General features: G+C 40.6%; 15 protein-coding genes. 10 read left to right on the forward strand and 5 right to left on the reverse strand.

Annotation, left to right across the window (positions count from 1 at the left end; all coding sequences use genetic code 11):
- Positions 1 to 63: 63 nt before the first annotated feature.
- Positions 64 to 171 (reverse strand): cytochrome b6-f complex subunit PetM, encoded by a 108-nt coding sequence (gene petM, locus AACW45_RS12950; protein ID WP_096645287.1) that lies wholly within the window; start codon positions 169 to 171, stop codon positions 64 to 66.
- A 445-nt stretch (positions 172 to 616) separates the two neighbouring features.
- Between petM and pdxA the strand changes: the two genes are divergently transcribed.
- Positions 617 to 1,693: a 4-hydroxythreonine-4-phosphate dehydrogenase PdxA gene (gene pdxA / locus AACW45_RS12955; protein WP_190633022.1), complete on the forward strand. Its 1,077-nt coding sequence runs from the start codon at positions 617 to 619 to the stop codon at positions 1,691 to 1,693.
- Between the two features lie 152 nt (positions 1,694 to 1,845).
- On the opposite strand, the gene AACW45_RS12960 is transcribed toward pdxA, so the two are convergent.
- Both AACW45_RS12960 and AACW45_RS12965 read right to left on the reverse strand, forming a co-directional pair.
- Positions 1,846 to 3,324 (reverse strand): GUN4 domain-containing protein, encoded by a 1,479-nt coding sequence (locus tag AACW45_RS12960; protein ID WP_190633023.1) that lies wholly within the window; start codon positions 3,322 to 3,324, stop codon positions 1,846 to 1,848.
- A gap of 557 nt (positions 3,325 to 3,881) precedes the next feature.
- A complete protein-coding gene (locus tag AACW45_RS12965) occupies positions 3,882 to 4,130 on the reverse strand; it encodes a hypothetical protein (RefSeq protein WP_190633024.1) in 249 nt (82 codons plus the stop codon).
- A 241-nt stretch (positions 4,131 to 4,371) separates the two neighbouring features.
- On the opposite strand from AACW45_RS12965, the gene AACW45_RS12970 reads away from it, so the two are divergent.
- The 6 genes from AACW45_RS12970 (at position 4,372) to AACW45_RS12995 (ending at position 9,445) form a co-directional block, all read left to right on the forward strand.
- Positions 4,372 to 6,534 carry a Tex family protein gene (locus AACW45_RS12970; RefSeq protein WP_190633025.1) on the forward strand — a complete coding sequence of 721 codons (2,163 nt, stop codon included), beginning with the start codon at positions 4,372 to 4,374 and terminating at the stop codon, positions 6,532 to 6,534.
- A gap of 89 nt (positions 6,535 to 6,623) precedes the next feature.
- On the forward strand, positions 6,624 to 6,956 hold the full coding sequence (locus AACW45_RS12975; RefSeq protein ID WP_190633026.1) for a hypothetical protein: 333 nt from the start codon (positions 6,624 to 6,626) through the stop codon (positions 6,954 to 6,956).
- A 141-nt stretch (positions 6,957 to 7,097) separates the two neighbouring features.
- On the forward strand, positions 7,098 to 7,421 hold the full coding sequence (locus AACW45_RS12980; protein ID WP_190633027.1) for a 2Fe-2S iron-sulfur cluster-binding protein: 324 nt from the start codon (positions 7,098 to 7,100) through the stop codon (positions 7,419 to 7,421).
- A gap of 348 nt (positions 7,422 to 7,769) precedes the next feature.
- Positions 7,770 to 8,168, forward strand: coding sequence for a phage holin family protein (locus AACW45_RS12985; protein WP_190633028.1), 399 nt, complete (start codon positions 7,770 to 7,772; stop codon positions 8,166 to 8,168).
- A gap of 122 nt (positions 8,169 to 8,290) precedes the next feature.
- A complete protein-coding gene (locus tag AACW45_RS12990; RefSeq protein WP_190551008.1) occupies positions 8,291 to 8,473 on the forward strand; it encodes a YqaE/Pmp3 family membrane protein in 183 nt (60 codons plus the stop codon).
- A 306-nt stretch (positions 8,474 to 8,779) separates the two neighbouring features.
- Positions 8,780 to 9,445 (forward strand): methyltransferase domain-containing protein, encoded by a 666-nt coding sequence (locus AACW45_RS12995; protein ID WP_190633091.1) that lies wholly within the window; start codon positions 8,780 to 8,782, stop codon positions 9,443 to 9,445.
- 46 nt (positions 9,446 to 9,491) lie between these two features.
- Here the strand turns inward: AACW45_RS12995 and AACW45_RS13000 are convergent, their stop codons facing one another.
- Positions 9,492 to 10,289 carry a histidine kinase gene (locus tag AACW45_RS13000; protein WP_190633029.1) on the reverse strand — a complete coding sequence of 266 codons (798 nt, stop codon included), beginning with the start codon at positions 10,287 to 10,289 and terminating at the stop codon, positions 9,492 to 9,494.
- Positions 10,290 to 10,518: 229 nt separating this feature from the next.
- Here AACW45_RS13000 and AACW45_RS13005 point away from each other — a divergent pair, with 229 nt between their 5' ends.
- The 3 genes from AACW45_RS13005 to AACW45_RS13015 all read left to right on the forward strand — a co-directional run bounded on the left by AACW45_RS13005 (position 10,519) and on the right by AACW45_RS13015 (position 12,219).
- Entirely contained in the window at positions 10,519 to 10,740 is a 222-nt protein-coding gene (locus AACW45_RS13005) for a hypothetical protein (RefSeq protein ID WP_190633030.1), read from the forward strand.
- Between the two features lie 26 nt (positions 10,741 to 10,766).
- Positions 10,767 to 11,132 (forward strand): cytochrome c6 PetJ, encoded by a 366-nt coding sequence (gene petJ, locus AACW45_RS13010; RefSeq protein WP_190633031.1) that lies wholly within the window; start codon positions 10,767 to 10,769, stop codon positions 11,130 to 11,132.
- A 67-nt stretch (positions 11,133 to 11,199) separates the two neighbouring features.
- A complete protein-coding gene (locus AACW45_RS13015) occupies positions 11,200 to 12,219 on the forward strand; it encodes an aldo/keto reductase (protein WP_190633032.1) in 1,020 nt (339 codons plus the stop codon).
- Positions 12,220 to 12,397: 178 nt separating this feature from the next.
- Here AACW45_RS13015 and metH read toward each other — a convergent pair whose 3' ends face one another.
- Complete coding sequence (gene metH / locus AACW45_RS13020; protein ID WP_190633033.1) at positions 12,398 to 15,970, reverse strand: methionine synthase; 3,573 nt, start codon at positions 15,968 to 15,970, stop codon at positions 12,398 to 12,400.
- Positions 15,971 to 16,141: the final 171 nt, after the last annotated feature.

Genomic DNA, 16,141 nt, shown 5'->3' on the forward strand with positions numbered 1-16,141 from the left:
GACAAGCTATATTGCCAGAGAGATTGACTCATCTGGCGCGTGAAAATCTATTGGTTAGCAGAGTTATTCTTCTTCTGCACCCTGAATTTTCAGTAATAAAGTGCCTATGCCCCAACCTACGAAGATTAAACTGAAAGCCAACAATGCTGTATTCAAAATTTCGCCACCCATTGGTGTGATTCTCCTTAGCGAATGATTGATGTGATACTTATTGCCGTTCAACTTGCTTGCATTCAGTCGATTGCGGCGGATGCTAAAGGTTAACCTTTAGCTTGCCTGTTTTTTGGTTTGCTCCATAGATTAGACTTGATGACGCTAATCTGATGTTCGCTACGCCTAAAAATCAGGTATTTGAGTTTTACGTTCACCAATTGCCGGAGGCATTAAAGGTAAACTAGGTCTGTCAGGAGCTTCTTAACAGCCACTGTTGGATTAGACCAGTGTAAATAATTTTAAACCAGTTTGGTGGCTATTCTTGGGCAGGGGGCAGGGGGCAGAGGGGCAGGGAGCAGGGAAGAGGAATTTTCTTGATAGTTTTTTGGAAGTTGTGTCTGTTGCGATTGGGTTTCAAGCAACTAGGTAATTTAGTTGTTAGACAAAACTATTAAGTAATTTTATGTACCAAGTTAATCAACATCAGGTAGTTAATTCAGCTTCTCATAATCGCCCAAGGTTGGCGTTGACGTTGGGAGATCCGGCGGGAATTGGGGCAGAGGTGATTTTAAAGGCTTTGGCTGATTTAGGTTGGCGGCAAAATTATGATGTGACGGTAATCGGTAGTTTAGATTTATTAAACAGAATTTACACAAATTTGCCCGTGGGCGATCGCATTACGTTGGCAAATCCAGCCGATTTATCTGTGATTGATGTGCCATTACCAGCAGATATTCAAGATGAAATTATCATCGGCACTGGCAATAAAGCGAGTGGTGCGGCGAGTTTTGCTTATATGGAATATGCGATCGCCCAAACTTTAGCTGGTAAATTTGATGGTATTGTTACGGCTCCCATTGCCAAATCGGCTTGGAAGGCTGCCGGCTACGATTATCCCGGACAAACGGAACTTTTAGCCCAAAAATCGCGTGTGGAGCGCTTCGGGATGTTATTTGTGGCGCGATCGCCTTATACTAATTGGACGCTGCGTACTTTATTGGCTACTACACATATTCCTTTTTGTCAAGTATCAACAACGCTAACACCGCAATTATTAACAAAGAAGCTAGATTTGCTGGTGGATTGTTTAGAGCAAGATTTTGGCATTGAGAATGGGAAAATTGCGATCGCGGGTTTAAATCCCCACAGTGGCGAACAGGGACAATTGGGAACAGAAGAAATCGATTGGTTAATTCCCTGGCTAGAACAAGAACGACAAAACCGTCCCCATTGGCAGCTAGAAGGGCCTATTCCACCTGATACGATGTGGGTAAAGCCTGGTCAAGCTTGGTATGGCAACGGTCAAAGTCAAAATCCGGCTGATGGTTATTTAGCACTGTATCACGACCAAGGTTTAATTCCGGTGAAATTGATGGCTTTTGACCGCGCTGTTAATACTACTATTGGTCTTCCTTTTGTCAGAACTTCACCGGATCATGGTACGGCTTTTGATATTGCGGGTAAGGGAATTGCGGATGCTACGAGTATGAAAGCTGCAATTGAGTTAGGTGCGGAGTTAGTGAGGCAAAGGAGTCAATAGGCATTGGGCATTGGGCATGGGGCATTGGGCATTGGGCAAAAGTCAAATAGAATTCTTAATGCGTGAATTTTGAATTATTTGTCCTCCTTCCCTAGCCCCTAGCCCCTAACCCCTACGCAATTTGTACAAAAGTGCGATCGCTGTTTGCTATATTAATAGTGGGATAATCTGGCGGCAAGAGCGGAGAATCCTACCAAAGATCCAAATAAGCCGACTACCCAACCTTGATGCACGTGGAGTAAATCTACAGTAGCGGCGGCGGGGAAATGTCCTTCTGGTGCATTAGCTGTAAAATTAAGGTCGGAGTAAAATCGCCACTGATTATTGACGCGCCAGCCGATGCGATCGCCAAATTGAGTCCATGTTTGATAATCACCCTCAGCTTCACCGTACATACTTTCCCAAATGCGCTTTTGCACGCTAAAACCAAAGCGTCCTTGGCTATATTTCACCCACAGTTGGTCGATAATCCAAAGGTCAGTGTAGGGAAATTTGTTAATCGCGGCAATATCTAGCCAACCTGCTGTTTCTCTGCGGGCTATTTTTAGCATCAGGGTGACAGTTTCTCGTTCTGCAGCTTTCCAATCACCAGCAGCTAATAATGCGGATAATTGTTGGTAGTTGACTTTGGATTCGGAACTGAGGTAATCGCTAGGTGGTTCGGTGATGGTGACAGTTGACTGATGTTGCGGTTGTGCCAGGATATTTACAGGGGAATCATAAATAGAAGCTTGTGTATCGCTACCTGCCAAATATTCAGCGATGCTAACAATGCTATTTGAATTATGATGATTGCCACCATTCTCTAACTTATTGGTGCGTATCCACAGTTGCTCTAATTTGGCTAGTTCCTGGCTATGAGTTGCTTCTTTTGGAGATAAATTCAGATTTTGAGAAGCAATTTCCGCTAAATTAGCATACTTATTGACAATAATCTTTGGCGATCGCGCGGCTTGACTATTAATTTGAGGCGTTTGCAGGGGATACTTATAATGTGTCAATAGTTCTGGTATGCGGAAATTGAGGTATTGCTGCAAACGTTTTACAGTGGCGCATTGTCCCTGAACGCCTAATCCTTCTAAGATTGCCTGAGTAAATACACTTTGTTGAGTTGTATCAATTTCTGCCGAAGTCTCATCGGGACGACAAGATAAAATACTGATGATTCCGGCTTTATCGGCTAGCTGTTGTGTTTGTTCTCCAAATCCGCCATGATTGGGTTGCTGCTGGCGACAAGCATCTAAAATCATGACAATATTTTCACAGCCAGAATTGCGGAAGCATTCTGTGAGATATTGTAGAGATATGCCTGTATTGGCAATATCATCTGGATGACCATCGGCAAGCATGAGGTAATCTTGTTGAGCATGTATCATCCCATGACCGCTAAAGAAAAACCAGAAGTTATCTTCTGGTTCTAAAAAGGGATGCGCAAATAACTTTTGGATAAATTGTAATAAATTAGGGCGATGGGGATGAGGTGAGTCATCCGCAAATAAAAAAACTCGCTCGAAACCTATATCATTGTGAAGCAAATTCTGCATCAACTTTGCATCCCGCCGGGCATATTTAAGCGGTTGCAAGAATTTATAATCATTAATACCAATAACTAAAGCCCAGTTTTTAACCATCTCAGTTTAGATTATTGCCAGTGCAAGTAGAGTTTGCCCATCCTAACTCAGTCATCTCAGGAATTCTCCTGAAAGTAATTCCACCTTAACCAGTAATTACAAATCTTAAGGTTGAGAATCGGAATACTTTGTATTTCCTGCTACATATATGAGACAAACAACTCTTTCTACGGCTAGAATTTCAAGGTTTCCGGACTAAAAGCTGATAATTAGGTGTGTAAAATTCAATTCTTGATTGGCGATAGCGAACAGGGAAATAATACTTATGGTTAATTTTGCACATACACAAACCGCATATATATTGTGGTGTATGTGCATAGCCTTGATAAATGGGGGATTGACGCGAAATTCGGAAAATTTAGCTGTAAATGGAGATGAGCTTCAATTAACGAACCTGAGGATTTTTCGGGAACTATGAGGATGAGGAAATTACCAATCTACGTAGCTGTAATGTAAATTAGGAAAAATAATACTCGTATTTTCTCAAGAACGGGAATAAAGTTAACTTAATTCAATTTTTGTTGCCGTCAAACTGTGCTATTTAAATGGAGGTAGTATCATTGCCGGGATTGTTTATCTGTATTATTGGGTAAATTGTATTCATTTTTGGACAATAGCCTGTTAGTGGTGATGAGGACAACAACTAACATCAAAAGCTGAACTTGCCAAGGTGCTAAAACCAAGCTCAAAATGAAGCAAATAAAGCCAAATACACCAGCTATATAAGCAATTTCATCGTGAGACTGCTTGACGAAATAGCCGGTTAATAATGCAGTACACAGTGGAACTAAGAAAAACAAAGCCATTTCTACTAACCTCTAAAATCAAAAGCGCAACGTTAGATATAAACAGATAAAAAGAGATTTTGGCATTGTGGTTAATTTTACATCGCCCCAGCTTTGAGAAACAACTGGCTATGTAAAATAACGGTGTAAAAAATCAAGATTTGATAATCATCTGATAAATTAGCTTAACACTATATGCTGGTAGGGGAAGAACGATCTAGCATATTACCTACAGAACAAGCGTTTTCTACTTAGACACCAAATGCTGAACATTCCTCAATTACTGGCAACTGAATTAGAGCTTAAACCTTATCAGGTGCAAAATGCGCTGGAACTTTTAGCAGAAGGTGCAACAATTCCTTTTATTGCACGTTACCGCAAAGAGCGCACCGGCGAGATGGATGAAGTTCAATTGCGGGACTTATCCGATAGGTATACATACTTAACAGAACTGGAAGAAAGAAAGGCGGTAATTTTAAATGCGATCGCTAATCAAGGTAAGCTGACTGATGAATTAAAAGCGCAAATTACATCCTGTTTACAAAAAACTGAACTTGAGGATTTATACTTACCTTATCGACCAAAGCGTCGCACTCGTGCCACTATCGCCAGAGAGAAAAATTTAGAACCGTTGGCGGAGTTTATTAAATCCCTGAATGTGAAAAATCCTGTCTCGGCTTCCTTAGAAACAGAAGCAGCGAAATATATTTCGGAAGCTCTAGGGGTAAAATCTGCGGAAGAAGCGTTGAAAGGCGCGGCGGATATTTTGGCAGAGGAAATAGCCGAAAAAGCAGATTCGAGAGCATATATCCGCGATTATCTGTTAGAATCGGGCGTGTTTATCTCTTGGATTAAAGATGAACATCCCGAAGGCACAACAAAATTTGAAATGTACCGCAATTACCAAGCTAAGGTACCAAATATCGCACCTCATAATATTTTGGCGTTGTGTCGCGGTGAAGCGGAAAAAATCTTAAATTTTGAAATTTCCTTTGATGAAGATGTCGTACTTGGTTATTTGGAAGCAAAGGAAATTAAAACCAAAGTTCGCGCCATTCGCGATTTTTATCAAGCCACAATTAAAGATGCATTTAACCGCTTAATGAAAGCATCTTTAATGGGGGAAGTTATCGCCGAAAAGAAAACCTATGCTGATATTGAATCGATAAAAACCTTTGAAACCAATTTACGAGAATTGCTATTATCTGCACCAGCAGGAATGAAACCTACTTTAGCCATCGATCCAGGTTTTAGAACTGGGTGTAAAGTAGCAGTATTAGATCAAACTGGCAAGTTTTTAGAATACCAAGCTGTGTTTCCCCATCAAGCAGCCGAACAACGCACAAAAGCTGCGCAAACTATCAAGAATTTTCTGGAAAAATACAAAATCGAATTAATCGCTATTGGTAACGGTACAGCTTCCCGCGAAACTGATGAATTTGTCACCCAAGTACTGCAAACGATGGAACGCAAACCGATTAAAGTTATGGTAAATGAATCGGGTGCATCGATATATTCTGCTAGCAAAGTCGCCTTAGAAGAATTCCCCGATTTAGATATTACCGTGCGCGGTGCTATTAGTATTGGTCGGCGATTACAAGATCCTTTGGCGGAATTAGTGAAAATCGATCCAAAATCTATTGGCGTGGGACAATATCAGCATGATGTTGACCAAAAATTGCTGAAGAAAAAATTGGATGAAACAGTAGAAAGCTGCGTTAACTATGTGGGTGTGGATTTAAATACCGCTTCTAAAGAACTTTTAACTTTTGTTTCGGGAATTACCCCAGCAGTCGCCAATAATATAGTTACCTATCGCAACGAGAATGGAGCGTTTAAAAATCGTCGTCAATTGTTAAAGGTACCAAAACTAGGGCCAAAAGCTTTTGAACAAGCAGCTGGATTTTTGCGAATTCGTAACGGTGAGAACCCTTTGGATAATACAGCCGTCCATCCTGAGAGTTATTCTGTAGTCCAGGCGATCGCATCTGACCTCAGCGTACCATTAAATCAGGTCACCCAAATCGCCGCCAAATTGCCAAAAGCCAACCTGAAGAAATACGTCACCGATACCGTAGGGGAACCCACACTGCGCGACATCCTCAAGGAACTAGAAAAACCCGGTAGAGATCCTCGGGCTGAGTTTAAGTATGCCACTTTCAAAGCAGGAATTACCGAAATCAAAGATTTAGAAGTGGGGATGGAATTGGAAGGTATCGTTACCAATGTCGCCAACTTTGGTGCGTTTGTGGATATTGGCGTACATCAGGATGGCTTGGTGCATATTTCCCAATTAGCTGATAGATTTGTTGACGATCCAAAGAAGATTGTCAAAGTCGGACAAGTTGTCAAAGTCAGGGTGTTAGAAGTGAATGAGAAATTAAAGCGGATTAGTTTATCGATGAAAGCAGCGATGAAGCGGTAACAGCACATTAAATTATTATGAGCAATGAGAAAATGTAGCTAAAGATAGAGTTAAGCTGGAAAAATGCAGATTTTACAAGGGTTTTAATGATGACTACAGCTAACTCTCGACCTGTGGCGATCACCGTAATTTGCATTATTGGCTTCGTTGGCTTAATTCCTTCTTTTCTACTGATTTTCTCGCCTGTAGCAGCTGGAATTGGTGCTTGGTATCCTCCGTTTTTAGCCTTAGCATCAGTCGGTGGTTTGATATCTTTCATCGGTATGTGGCTGATGAAGAAGTGGGGTGTTTACGCCTATATTGGATTGACAATGATGAGCCAAATTGTACTCATCACCAAAGGCGTATGGAATCCTTTAGCGCTTCTGATTCCCTTGATTGCGATCGCGATTGGCTGGACTAATCTCAAAAATATGTCCTAATTACAGTTTTGCATAATATCGTGGGTGATTGAGACGGGAATTTTTAACGCATAGGTTCGCAAAGGTAAGCGCGGAGGTGCGCAGAGAATAAGCGAGGAATTGATTAAGTTTTGTAATTGGGAAGATTCGACGACATCACCAATGGGAGTTTATCAAGTTCGACTGATTAATCAAACAATAGGTTTAGATCGTACTATTCAAGTACCAGACGATCAATATATTCTTGATATTGCCGAAGACAATGGTATTCGCCTACCCTCTGGGTGTAAACAAGGCGAATGTTCTGCTTGTGTGGCTAAACTTATCAGTGGTGAAGTGGATCAAAGCGAACAGAAATTTCTCCGTTCCCAAGAAATAGCAGCTGGCTATGTTGTTACTTGTGTGACTTATCCTCGTTCGGATTGCACTTTAGAAACTCATCAAGAACAGGTTTTATATAAGTCTTCGCTTTATTATAAGCAATAACTTGTTTTGACAGTCTCCGCCCTATAACCTGCGTAGGTTGGATTGAGAAACGAAACCCAATCTATAATTATCCTTAACTGAACCGTATTGATATATAAACTAAATTCTCCAGATTGTCGTTCATTATTGTATTTTTAATATTTTCTTTATAAATGAATACTGACACAATTATCCATTATAAAAACATATTTTAGCAGAAAATCATTAAATAGTAAAATTAAAACCGCATATTTCAGCCAAATGGTAGAACGACAATCTACCTTCATATTGATGTTTAGACAAATTATTTAATTCAAGATAGTGAAAGTAAGTTCACATTATCAATAATCTATTTGTGAGGTAAAAATAATGCTAAGTCCAGTGTTAACAGCAATAGCTACAGCCTTAAGCTTGCTAATAGTTGATTTAGTGGTTCCCGGCGTTAATATTGCTAATTTCCCCGCAGCGATAATTGCAGCATTAGTTATTGGCTTAGTTAATGGTACGGTAAAGCCTGTTCTTTCTACTTTATCTTTACCACTTAATTTCTTAAGCTTTGGTGCTTTTTCTCTAGTGGTTAACGGTATTTGTTTTGCCCTAGCTGCTGCATTAGTTCCTGGTTTTTCTGCTCACGGAATTATTGCTTTTATTCTGGGTCCAGTAATTCTGTCTTTTGCTAACACCTTCATTAACAATTACTTCGCTGAAAAGAATTTAGCTTTAGGCAGTGGAGATGTGAATGACAAGACTCAATTACCCTCTAGCTAAATATGATTTAAGCTATCTCTGTGCTAGATATTAGTCATCGAATTAATGCCTGCGATAGATTTGATAATTCGGCGACAGTCATACAAATGAAAGTAAACTAAGCAAACATTAGAATCAAAACCATGAAATTAACTCGCTTACTTCTCGGTCTGTTAATACCTCCAGTTGGAGTATTTCTCGAAGTTGGTGTTGGCCCTACTTTATTTATCAACATTTTACTCACACTATTAGGTTGGCTTCCCGGTAGTATCCATGCTGTTTGGGTTATCGCCAAGCATGACGAACAATTTAATAGACAATACTAGTGGCAAGGGATTAGGGGAAAGAGATTTTCTCGTGATTGACTAGTTTGCAAATGAAGCTGGGTTGAATACAAAATCAAACAAAATATTGGTAATGGGTTTTTGGTGTAGTTCACCTTTCCCATTACCAATTTTTATGGCGCTGTGTCAGTTGTTTTTGGTAAGAGTTTAATAGTTGATGGAAAACTCAAAAAAACAATGAGCCGATTTCAGTGCATCACAACGTTATAAAATTTTTAGAAATTGGCTATGGGTATGGTGAAAACTTCCAATGCCCAATGCCCAATGCCCAAATAACGAATTATGAGTATTAAGAGAGTATTAGAACCAGAAGTAATGGACTCAATAGAAGAATCTGTTGCTTATGACGCGATGGATTTTTCAGAGGTAAATACGGCTTTTGCCAAAGAAGCGATCGCACTCTGCCCCCAAGCACAAGCTAAAATTTTAGATGTGGGTACTGGCCCTGGTCAAATTCCTGTGTTAATCTGTCAAATGCAACCACAATGGCAGGTAACAGCGATTGACTTAGCGGCGACTATGTTGGAAATTGCTGCACAACATGTAGAAAAAGCTGGTTTGCAAGCACAAATTAATCTAGAATTAGTCGATGCCAAAAAATTACCATATCCAGAAGCACAATTTGATATGGTAATTTCTAATAGTTTAATTCACCATTTACCCGATCCTTTACCATTCTTGTTAGAACTTAAGCGAGTGGTAAAACCTCACGGGGGAATTTTGATTAGAGATTTATTTCGTCCTGCATATGAAGCGACAATTAACGATTTAGTTAACAGTATCGGGGGAGAATTTAACGCCATGCAGACAAAATGCTTCCGCGATTCTCTCTATGCTGCTTTTACTCTTGATGAAGTGAGAGAGTTATTTTCTCAAGCTGGGTTATCAGATGTCAAAATTTATCAAAATTCTCATCGCCATTGGACGGCGGAAAGGATTTGGAGTCAAAGTTAAGGACGGGTTTTTTTAACCCGTCCCCAGTTACTTCATCGATCTACAATTAGCCACGAGGAAGTTTTGGTTGATCGGAATGATCTTTGTCTTTAAACAAATCAGCTGCAGCTAAAAGTACCTCTCTTAAAGTTTGTTTTAGCTGACGTTCTTTTCTAGCGATCGCACTTCCAGCTTCTCCTAGTTTATCATCGAGCTGCGATCGCTTTTGTTCTACTTGGGCTGCAATATTTTCCGCTTGGGGACGCGCCTGATTATACCAGTGTTTAGCGTCTTCTAAATAATTTTGTACTTCCTCAGAACGTCCGCCATAACGCGCCGCTAAATTAGCGCGAACAATCGCCAGTTGTGCTTGCAATTGTGCATAGCGTTTCTTTAATAAAGTTGCTTCTTCGCTATCTTTAATTCCATTAATTACAGAATCCAAGACAGTTTTTGTACTCGTAGAAGTTTCCTTTCCTGTCTCTTCAATTTCTGCCAAAATCACATCAACGTCTTTTTGCAGTTGTTCTTCTTCGCTATCTAATTGCGACTGTAATCTTTTAATTTCCGTTTGTGTTTTCGCAATATTTTCGTGGCGTTGGCTATTGACTCCTTCTAACACACCTTCAATTGAAGCTGTCACCTCTTCTTTAATTTCACTACCACGTTCTTGCACAGTTTCCATCACAGCCGAAACCGCATCCTTAACAATAGTCCGCAGTTCTAGAGAACCCGCCTTAAATTCAGATGCTACCTGAGAAACAGCAGCTTTGACAATTTCGCGAATGCGATCGCTTCTCAATTGTCCAGTTGCTTTAGCTTGTTGTAGGTCAGTTTGAATTTTTTCTTTGATATTGTTACTCATTTTCAATTCTGGGTATTTAGCTAATAAAATTTTCTAGACATCATCCTCTATCGTCATTATGACCTAGCCTTTTTCAAGCAAACACTTCCTTTAGATAGAAAATTCCTGCCATATTACTGATCAATCCGCCTACTACCCTCAAAATTCTCTTCTTCTTGGTGTACTTGGCGGTTTATTAAACAAGCTTTTATGAGATGATAAATATCTGTTGATAACAAATAAATTAATTATGTGGCAAGTAAACATCAATTGTTCAGGCGACGCTTGGAAAAGCTATGGTGCTGCATTTAAAGCACTCGCCGATAAATATCCAGGTGATTGTATTACCTCTAAAAAACTACCCGATGGTCAGCGAATTATGGTATACAAAATCGAAGATGTCAGCGATGCCGAAACTTTTACCGAAGAGTGTCAAAAATTCCCAGGATTTACAGCCTACTTTGAATCTTGAAATCAGCCAAAATTTATCTTGATTATATGAAAATACAATTTTTTTCCATCATCAAATTGATATTAATTACTTGCCTAATTTTCACAAGTATGTTTACACCACCTGCAACAGCCGCAGATATAGCCAATGGTGCCAAGATATTCAATATTCATTGTGCTGGCTGTCATGAAAACGGCGGTAATATCGTCAGACGCGGTAAGACTTTAAAAAAGAAAGCACTGAAGAAATATGGTATGGATTCTTTAGAGGCAATAACATCCATTGTCACCAATGGTAAAAGTAATATGTCAGCCTATAAAGACCGTTTAACAACAGAAGAAATTCAAGATGTTGCTACTTACGTTCTCGAACAAGCTGAGAAAGATTGGCGAAAATTAGTCATTAGTCATTAGTCAAAATACTTGTGGTTTATCCCCGCAATTTTCTTCATAATTTATCATTCATAATTCATCATTCACAATGACTCTACCAACAGCAAGCTATCTGCAATTTACCCCTGATTTAAACATCTGCCGTATCTTAAATGGTATGTGGCAAGTTTCTGGCGGACATGGACGCATTAATCCCACATTTGCCATTCAAACCATGTTTAAATATGTAGACGCAGGCTTTACAACTTGGGATTTAGCAGATCATTATGGCCCTGCTGAAGACTTAATTGGTGAATTCCGGCGTCAAGTTATTGCTACTCGTGGTAAAGAAGCATTAGCAAATATTCAAGCATTTACCAAATGGGTACCTCGTCCGGGGAAAATGACTAAAACAATAGTCGAGGATAATATTAATATTTCCCTGCGCCGGATGGATGTAGAATCATTAGACTTAATGCAGTTTCATTGGTGGGAATATCAAGATGAAAACTATCTTGATGCGCTCAAATATATGGCGGAACTGCAAACAGAGGGTAAAATTAAACATTTAGCCTTGACTAATTTTGACACTGAACATCTGCAAATTATCACCGAAGCAGGAATCAAAATAGTTTCTAATCAAGTGCAATTTTCTCTCGTTGATCGTCGTCCAGAAGTAAATATGATAAATTTCTGTCAACAGCACGATATTAAACTATTTACTTATGGGACAGTATGCGGTGGTTTGCTATCAGAAAAATACTTAGGTAAATCAGAACCCCGAGGATTTGATTTAACTACAGTTAGCTTGAAAAAGTATAAAAATATGGTCGATGCTTGGGGTGGTTGGCAATTATTCCAAGAGTTACTTTCTACCCTGAAATCTATCGCTGATAAGCATGGGGTGAGTATTTCTAATGTCGCAGTGCGTTATATCTTAGATAAGCCTGCTGTAGGCGGTGTCATTGTAGGCGCAAGATTGGGTATATCAGAACATTTAGCAGATAATGCCAAAGTATTTAATCTTAATTTAGATGCTGAGGATTTGCAAAAGATTGATGCTGTCTCGCAAAAATCGCGGGATTTGTATCAGTTAATCGGTGACTGCGGTGACGAATATCGACGGTGATAATAGATAAACGAACCACGAAGACGCGAAGAACGCTAAGAAAGAAGCTATAAAGAGAATTTGTCCGCAGTTTACAAAAAAACGGTATTACGCAAAATATCTCTAAACATCTCTTTCTTTCCTTCGTGTTCTTTGTGTAGTTCGCGGTTCGTTGTTCCACCCTTAAGTGTTTATGGTTCTACGCGCTAAAGTACTTCGCTACTGGGTGGTAAGTAATAATCGCCGTTGTAGACTGTTCTGGATAAAGCTGTTCGCTCTCATCCATATAGAGATTAATCCTATCAGTCCCCAACAACTCCAGCTGCTTGTATTGATCCTGAATATTCGGACAAGCCGGATAGCCAAAACTATACCGCGAACCCCGATAACGTTGCGCCAATATATCCCGAATATTATTCGGTTCCTCAGCCACAAAGCCTAACTCCTGACGAATCCTGGCGTGTGTCCATTCCGCCAAAGCTTCCGCTACCTGCACCGCTAAACCGTGGAAATACAGATAATCTGTGTATTGATTATCTGCAAATAACTTCTGCGCGTACTCCGTCGCAATCTCTCCCACAGTTACCGCTTGCATTGGGAACACATCAATGATTCCCGATTCCTTTGGCGCAAAGAAATCTGCAATACAAAGCCTATTAAAAGACTTCTGTCGAGGAAACTCAAACTTAGCTATCTCCTTAGTGTCTTTCGCGTCTTCTCTGCGAGACGCTTCGCGAACGCGGTTCGATTCATAAACATACAAACTATTCCCCTCAGCCTGACAAGGAAAATACCCATAAATTACCTGAGGATGCAACAAATTCTCCTCAATAATCCGCCGTTTCCACTGTTCCAAAATTGGATGCACTTTCTCAGCTAAGAAAGCCTGATATTCTTCCTTACTCTGTTCCTTGGGTTTACGGAATTGCCATTGTCCAGCTATCAAAGCTTGCAAATCTAAATACCAGAATAATTCCTCTAAAGAAATATCGCTAGGCTGTAATAACTTCGTTCCCCAAAAAGGCGGTGTGGGACGTTCAATATCTACCGCCACAGCTTCCGAACGTCTGGTATCTACAACAATCTTATCCCCTGAATCTTGCTTCTTCTTAGCAGATTCCTTCACTGGAGATTCTGATTTTTTGCTAACACCTTTTGTTTCATCATCGCCAACTTCATCCAAAAAGCCTTGTAAATTATCCCATTTACCTGCTGCTTTGGCTGGCATTAATTTATCCATGAAATGCAAGTCAGAGAACGCATCTTTGCCATAAATAACTTTACCTTTGTAGGTATTTTGGCAATCTTGATGGACAAACTTCGGAGTCAGCGCCGCACCACCTAAAATCACCGGGACAGTGATTCCTTTTTCGTTAAATACCTCCAAATTTTCTTTCATAAAGGCGGTGGATTTTACCAACAACCCACTCATAGCAATACAATCAGCTTGATGCTGTTCGTAAGCTTGAATGATGTTTTCTACTGACTGTTTGATGCCCAAATTAATGACTTTATAGCCATTATTAGAAAGAATGATATCCACGAGGTTTTTACCAATATCATGGACATCACCTTTAACTGTGGCAATAATCACACTTCCTTTAGCATTATTCCCCGCTTCCGACTTTTCCATGAATGGTTCGAGGTAAGCTACCGCCGCTTTCATGGTTTCCGCCGACTGTAAGACAAAGGGTAACTGCATTTGTCCGGAACCGAACAACTCACCGACAACTTTCATCCCATCCAAGAGAAATGTGTTGATAATTTCCAAGGGGGGATATTGTTCTAAAGCTTTGGTGAGTTGTGCTTCTAATCCAATACGTTCGCCATCAATAATATGACGCTTGAGGCGTTCTTCAATGGGTAGACTTTCATCTACACCTTTGTTGCGCTTTGTCGTTACCCCAGCAAAAACTGTAGTCAGTTCTCCTAAAGGATCGTAAACGCAGACATCACCCTCAAACCGCCGTTCATCATAAATCAATTGGCGACAAACTTCTTGATGTTGTGGTTCAATCTTCGCGAGTGGTAAAATCTTGCTAGCGCTCACAATGGCTGCATCCATTCCCGCAGTCATCGCCTCATGTAAAAACATCGAGTTCAGCACAATCCGCGCGGCGGGATTTAAACCAAAGGAAATATTCGATACGCCCAAGATTACATGACATCCAGGCAATTCTTGGCGAATTCTGCGAATTGCTGCAATTGTCGCTTTGCCATTCTCCCTATCTTCCTCAATCCCGGTAGAAATAGGTAAAGCTAAGGTGTCAAAGAAAATTTCTGTAGGCGGGATACCATATTCTACAGCTTGACGATAGGCACGTTGAGCGATCGCAAATTTTTTCTCAGCAGTTCGCGCCATCCCCTCTTCGTCTATTGTGCCAATTACTACCCCAGCACCGTATTTCTTCGCTAACTCCAGCACTTTCAGAAAACGCGGTTCGCCATCTTCATAGTTAGTCGAGTTGAGTAAGCACTTACCACCTGCAACTTTTAAACCCGCTTCCATCTTTTCCCATTCGGTGGAGTCGAGCATCAAGGGTAATGTAACATTATTAACAATGCGCGAAACGAGTTCGTGCATATCCTTGACCCCATCGCGCCCTACGTAATCGACGTTAACATCAAGCACATGGGCACCTTCTTTCACCTGGGATCTGGCCATTGATACCAAGCCATCCCAATCTTCCGCATTCAGCAATTCCCGGCATTTTTTAGAACCGCTAGCGTTGAGGCGTTCGCCAACAATTAAGAAAGAATTATCTTGATCGTAAGGCTGAGTAGTATAAATTGATGCTGCCGCAGGTTCTAAACTTGGCTGTCGCACCTTCGGCTTTAAATCTTGGGCAATTTCTGCTAATTGTTGAATGTGTTCTGGTCTTGTCCCACAGCAACCCCCAATCACTTGGACACCCAAATCTTCAACAAAGTGCATCAAAGCCATCCGTAATTCCATCGGTGTCAAGCGGTAGTGTGCTTGACCGCCGACATTCTCCGGTAAACCCGCATTAGGAATACAAGAAACGATAAAAGGCGAATGTTCAGCCAAATATTTAATATGTGGCTTCATTAAATCCGGCCCTGTGGCACAGTTTAAACCCAAGATATCAATGGGGTATGGTGCCAAAATTGTCAGTACGGCACTGATTTCCGTACCTACCAACATTGTCCCCATACTTTCCATTGTCACCGATACCATCAACGGCCGGCGATCGCCTTTTTTGACAAAAACCTCTTCAATCCCATTCAGCGCTGCTTTAATTTGCAACACATCCTGACAAGTTTCCACAAGAAAGATATCAACCCCACCATCCCACAAAGCCTCTGCTTGTTCGGCAAAAGCTGTCTTTAAGGTATCAAAGTCAATATGTCCCAAGGTAGGAAGTTTAGTTGTGGGGCCAATGGAACCCGCAACAAACCGGGGTTTTTCGGGTGTCGAGAATTCCGCCGCTACAGATTTGGCTAATTCTGCTGCTTTCTTGTTGAGGTAATATGTCTGTTCTGCCAAGTCATATTCTGCCAAAACAATGGAAGTCGCACCAAAAGTATCCGTTTCAATCACATCTGCACCAGCAGCGAGAAAATCGCGGTGAACTTTGGCGACAGCTTCGGGTTTAGTGTGGACTAAATATTCATTACAACCCTCATACTGCAACCCGCCAAAGTCATCAGCCGTCAAGTTTTGTGTTTGTAAATTAGTCCCCATTGCACCGTCAAAGACGATAACCGGGCCATCTGGACTATGTAAGCGTTCAAGAAAAGGATGTTTCATGTTTTCCGTGCGGAAATAATGTTAGTCGTGTTTTATAAGACTTAACTTATTATTTCTAAAATTTACAAATTTTCGCCACCGTGGAATAAATTTGCACAGAAAGATAGAAAAATATGGTCAAAAGTTCATAGTTGACCGTTGACTGTTGACCGTTGACTGTTGACTGTTGAC

The organism is Calothrix sp. FACHB-168 (assembly GCF_963889195.1).
Taxonomy (GTDB): domain Bacteria; phylum Cyanobacteriota; class Cyanobacteriia; order Cyanobacteriales; family Nostocaceae; genus Aulosira; species Aulosira anomala_A.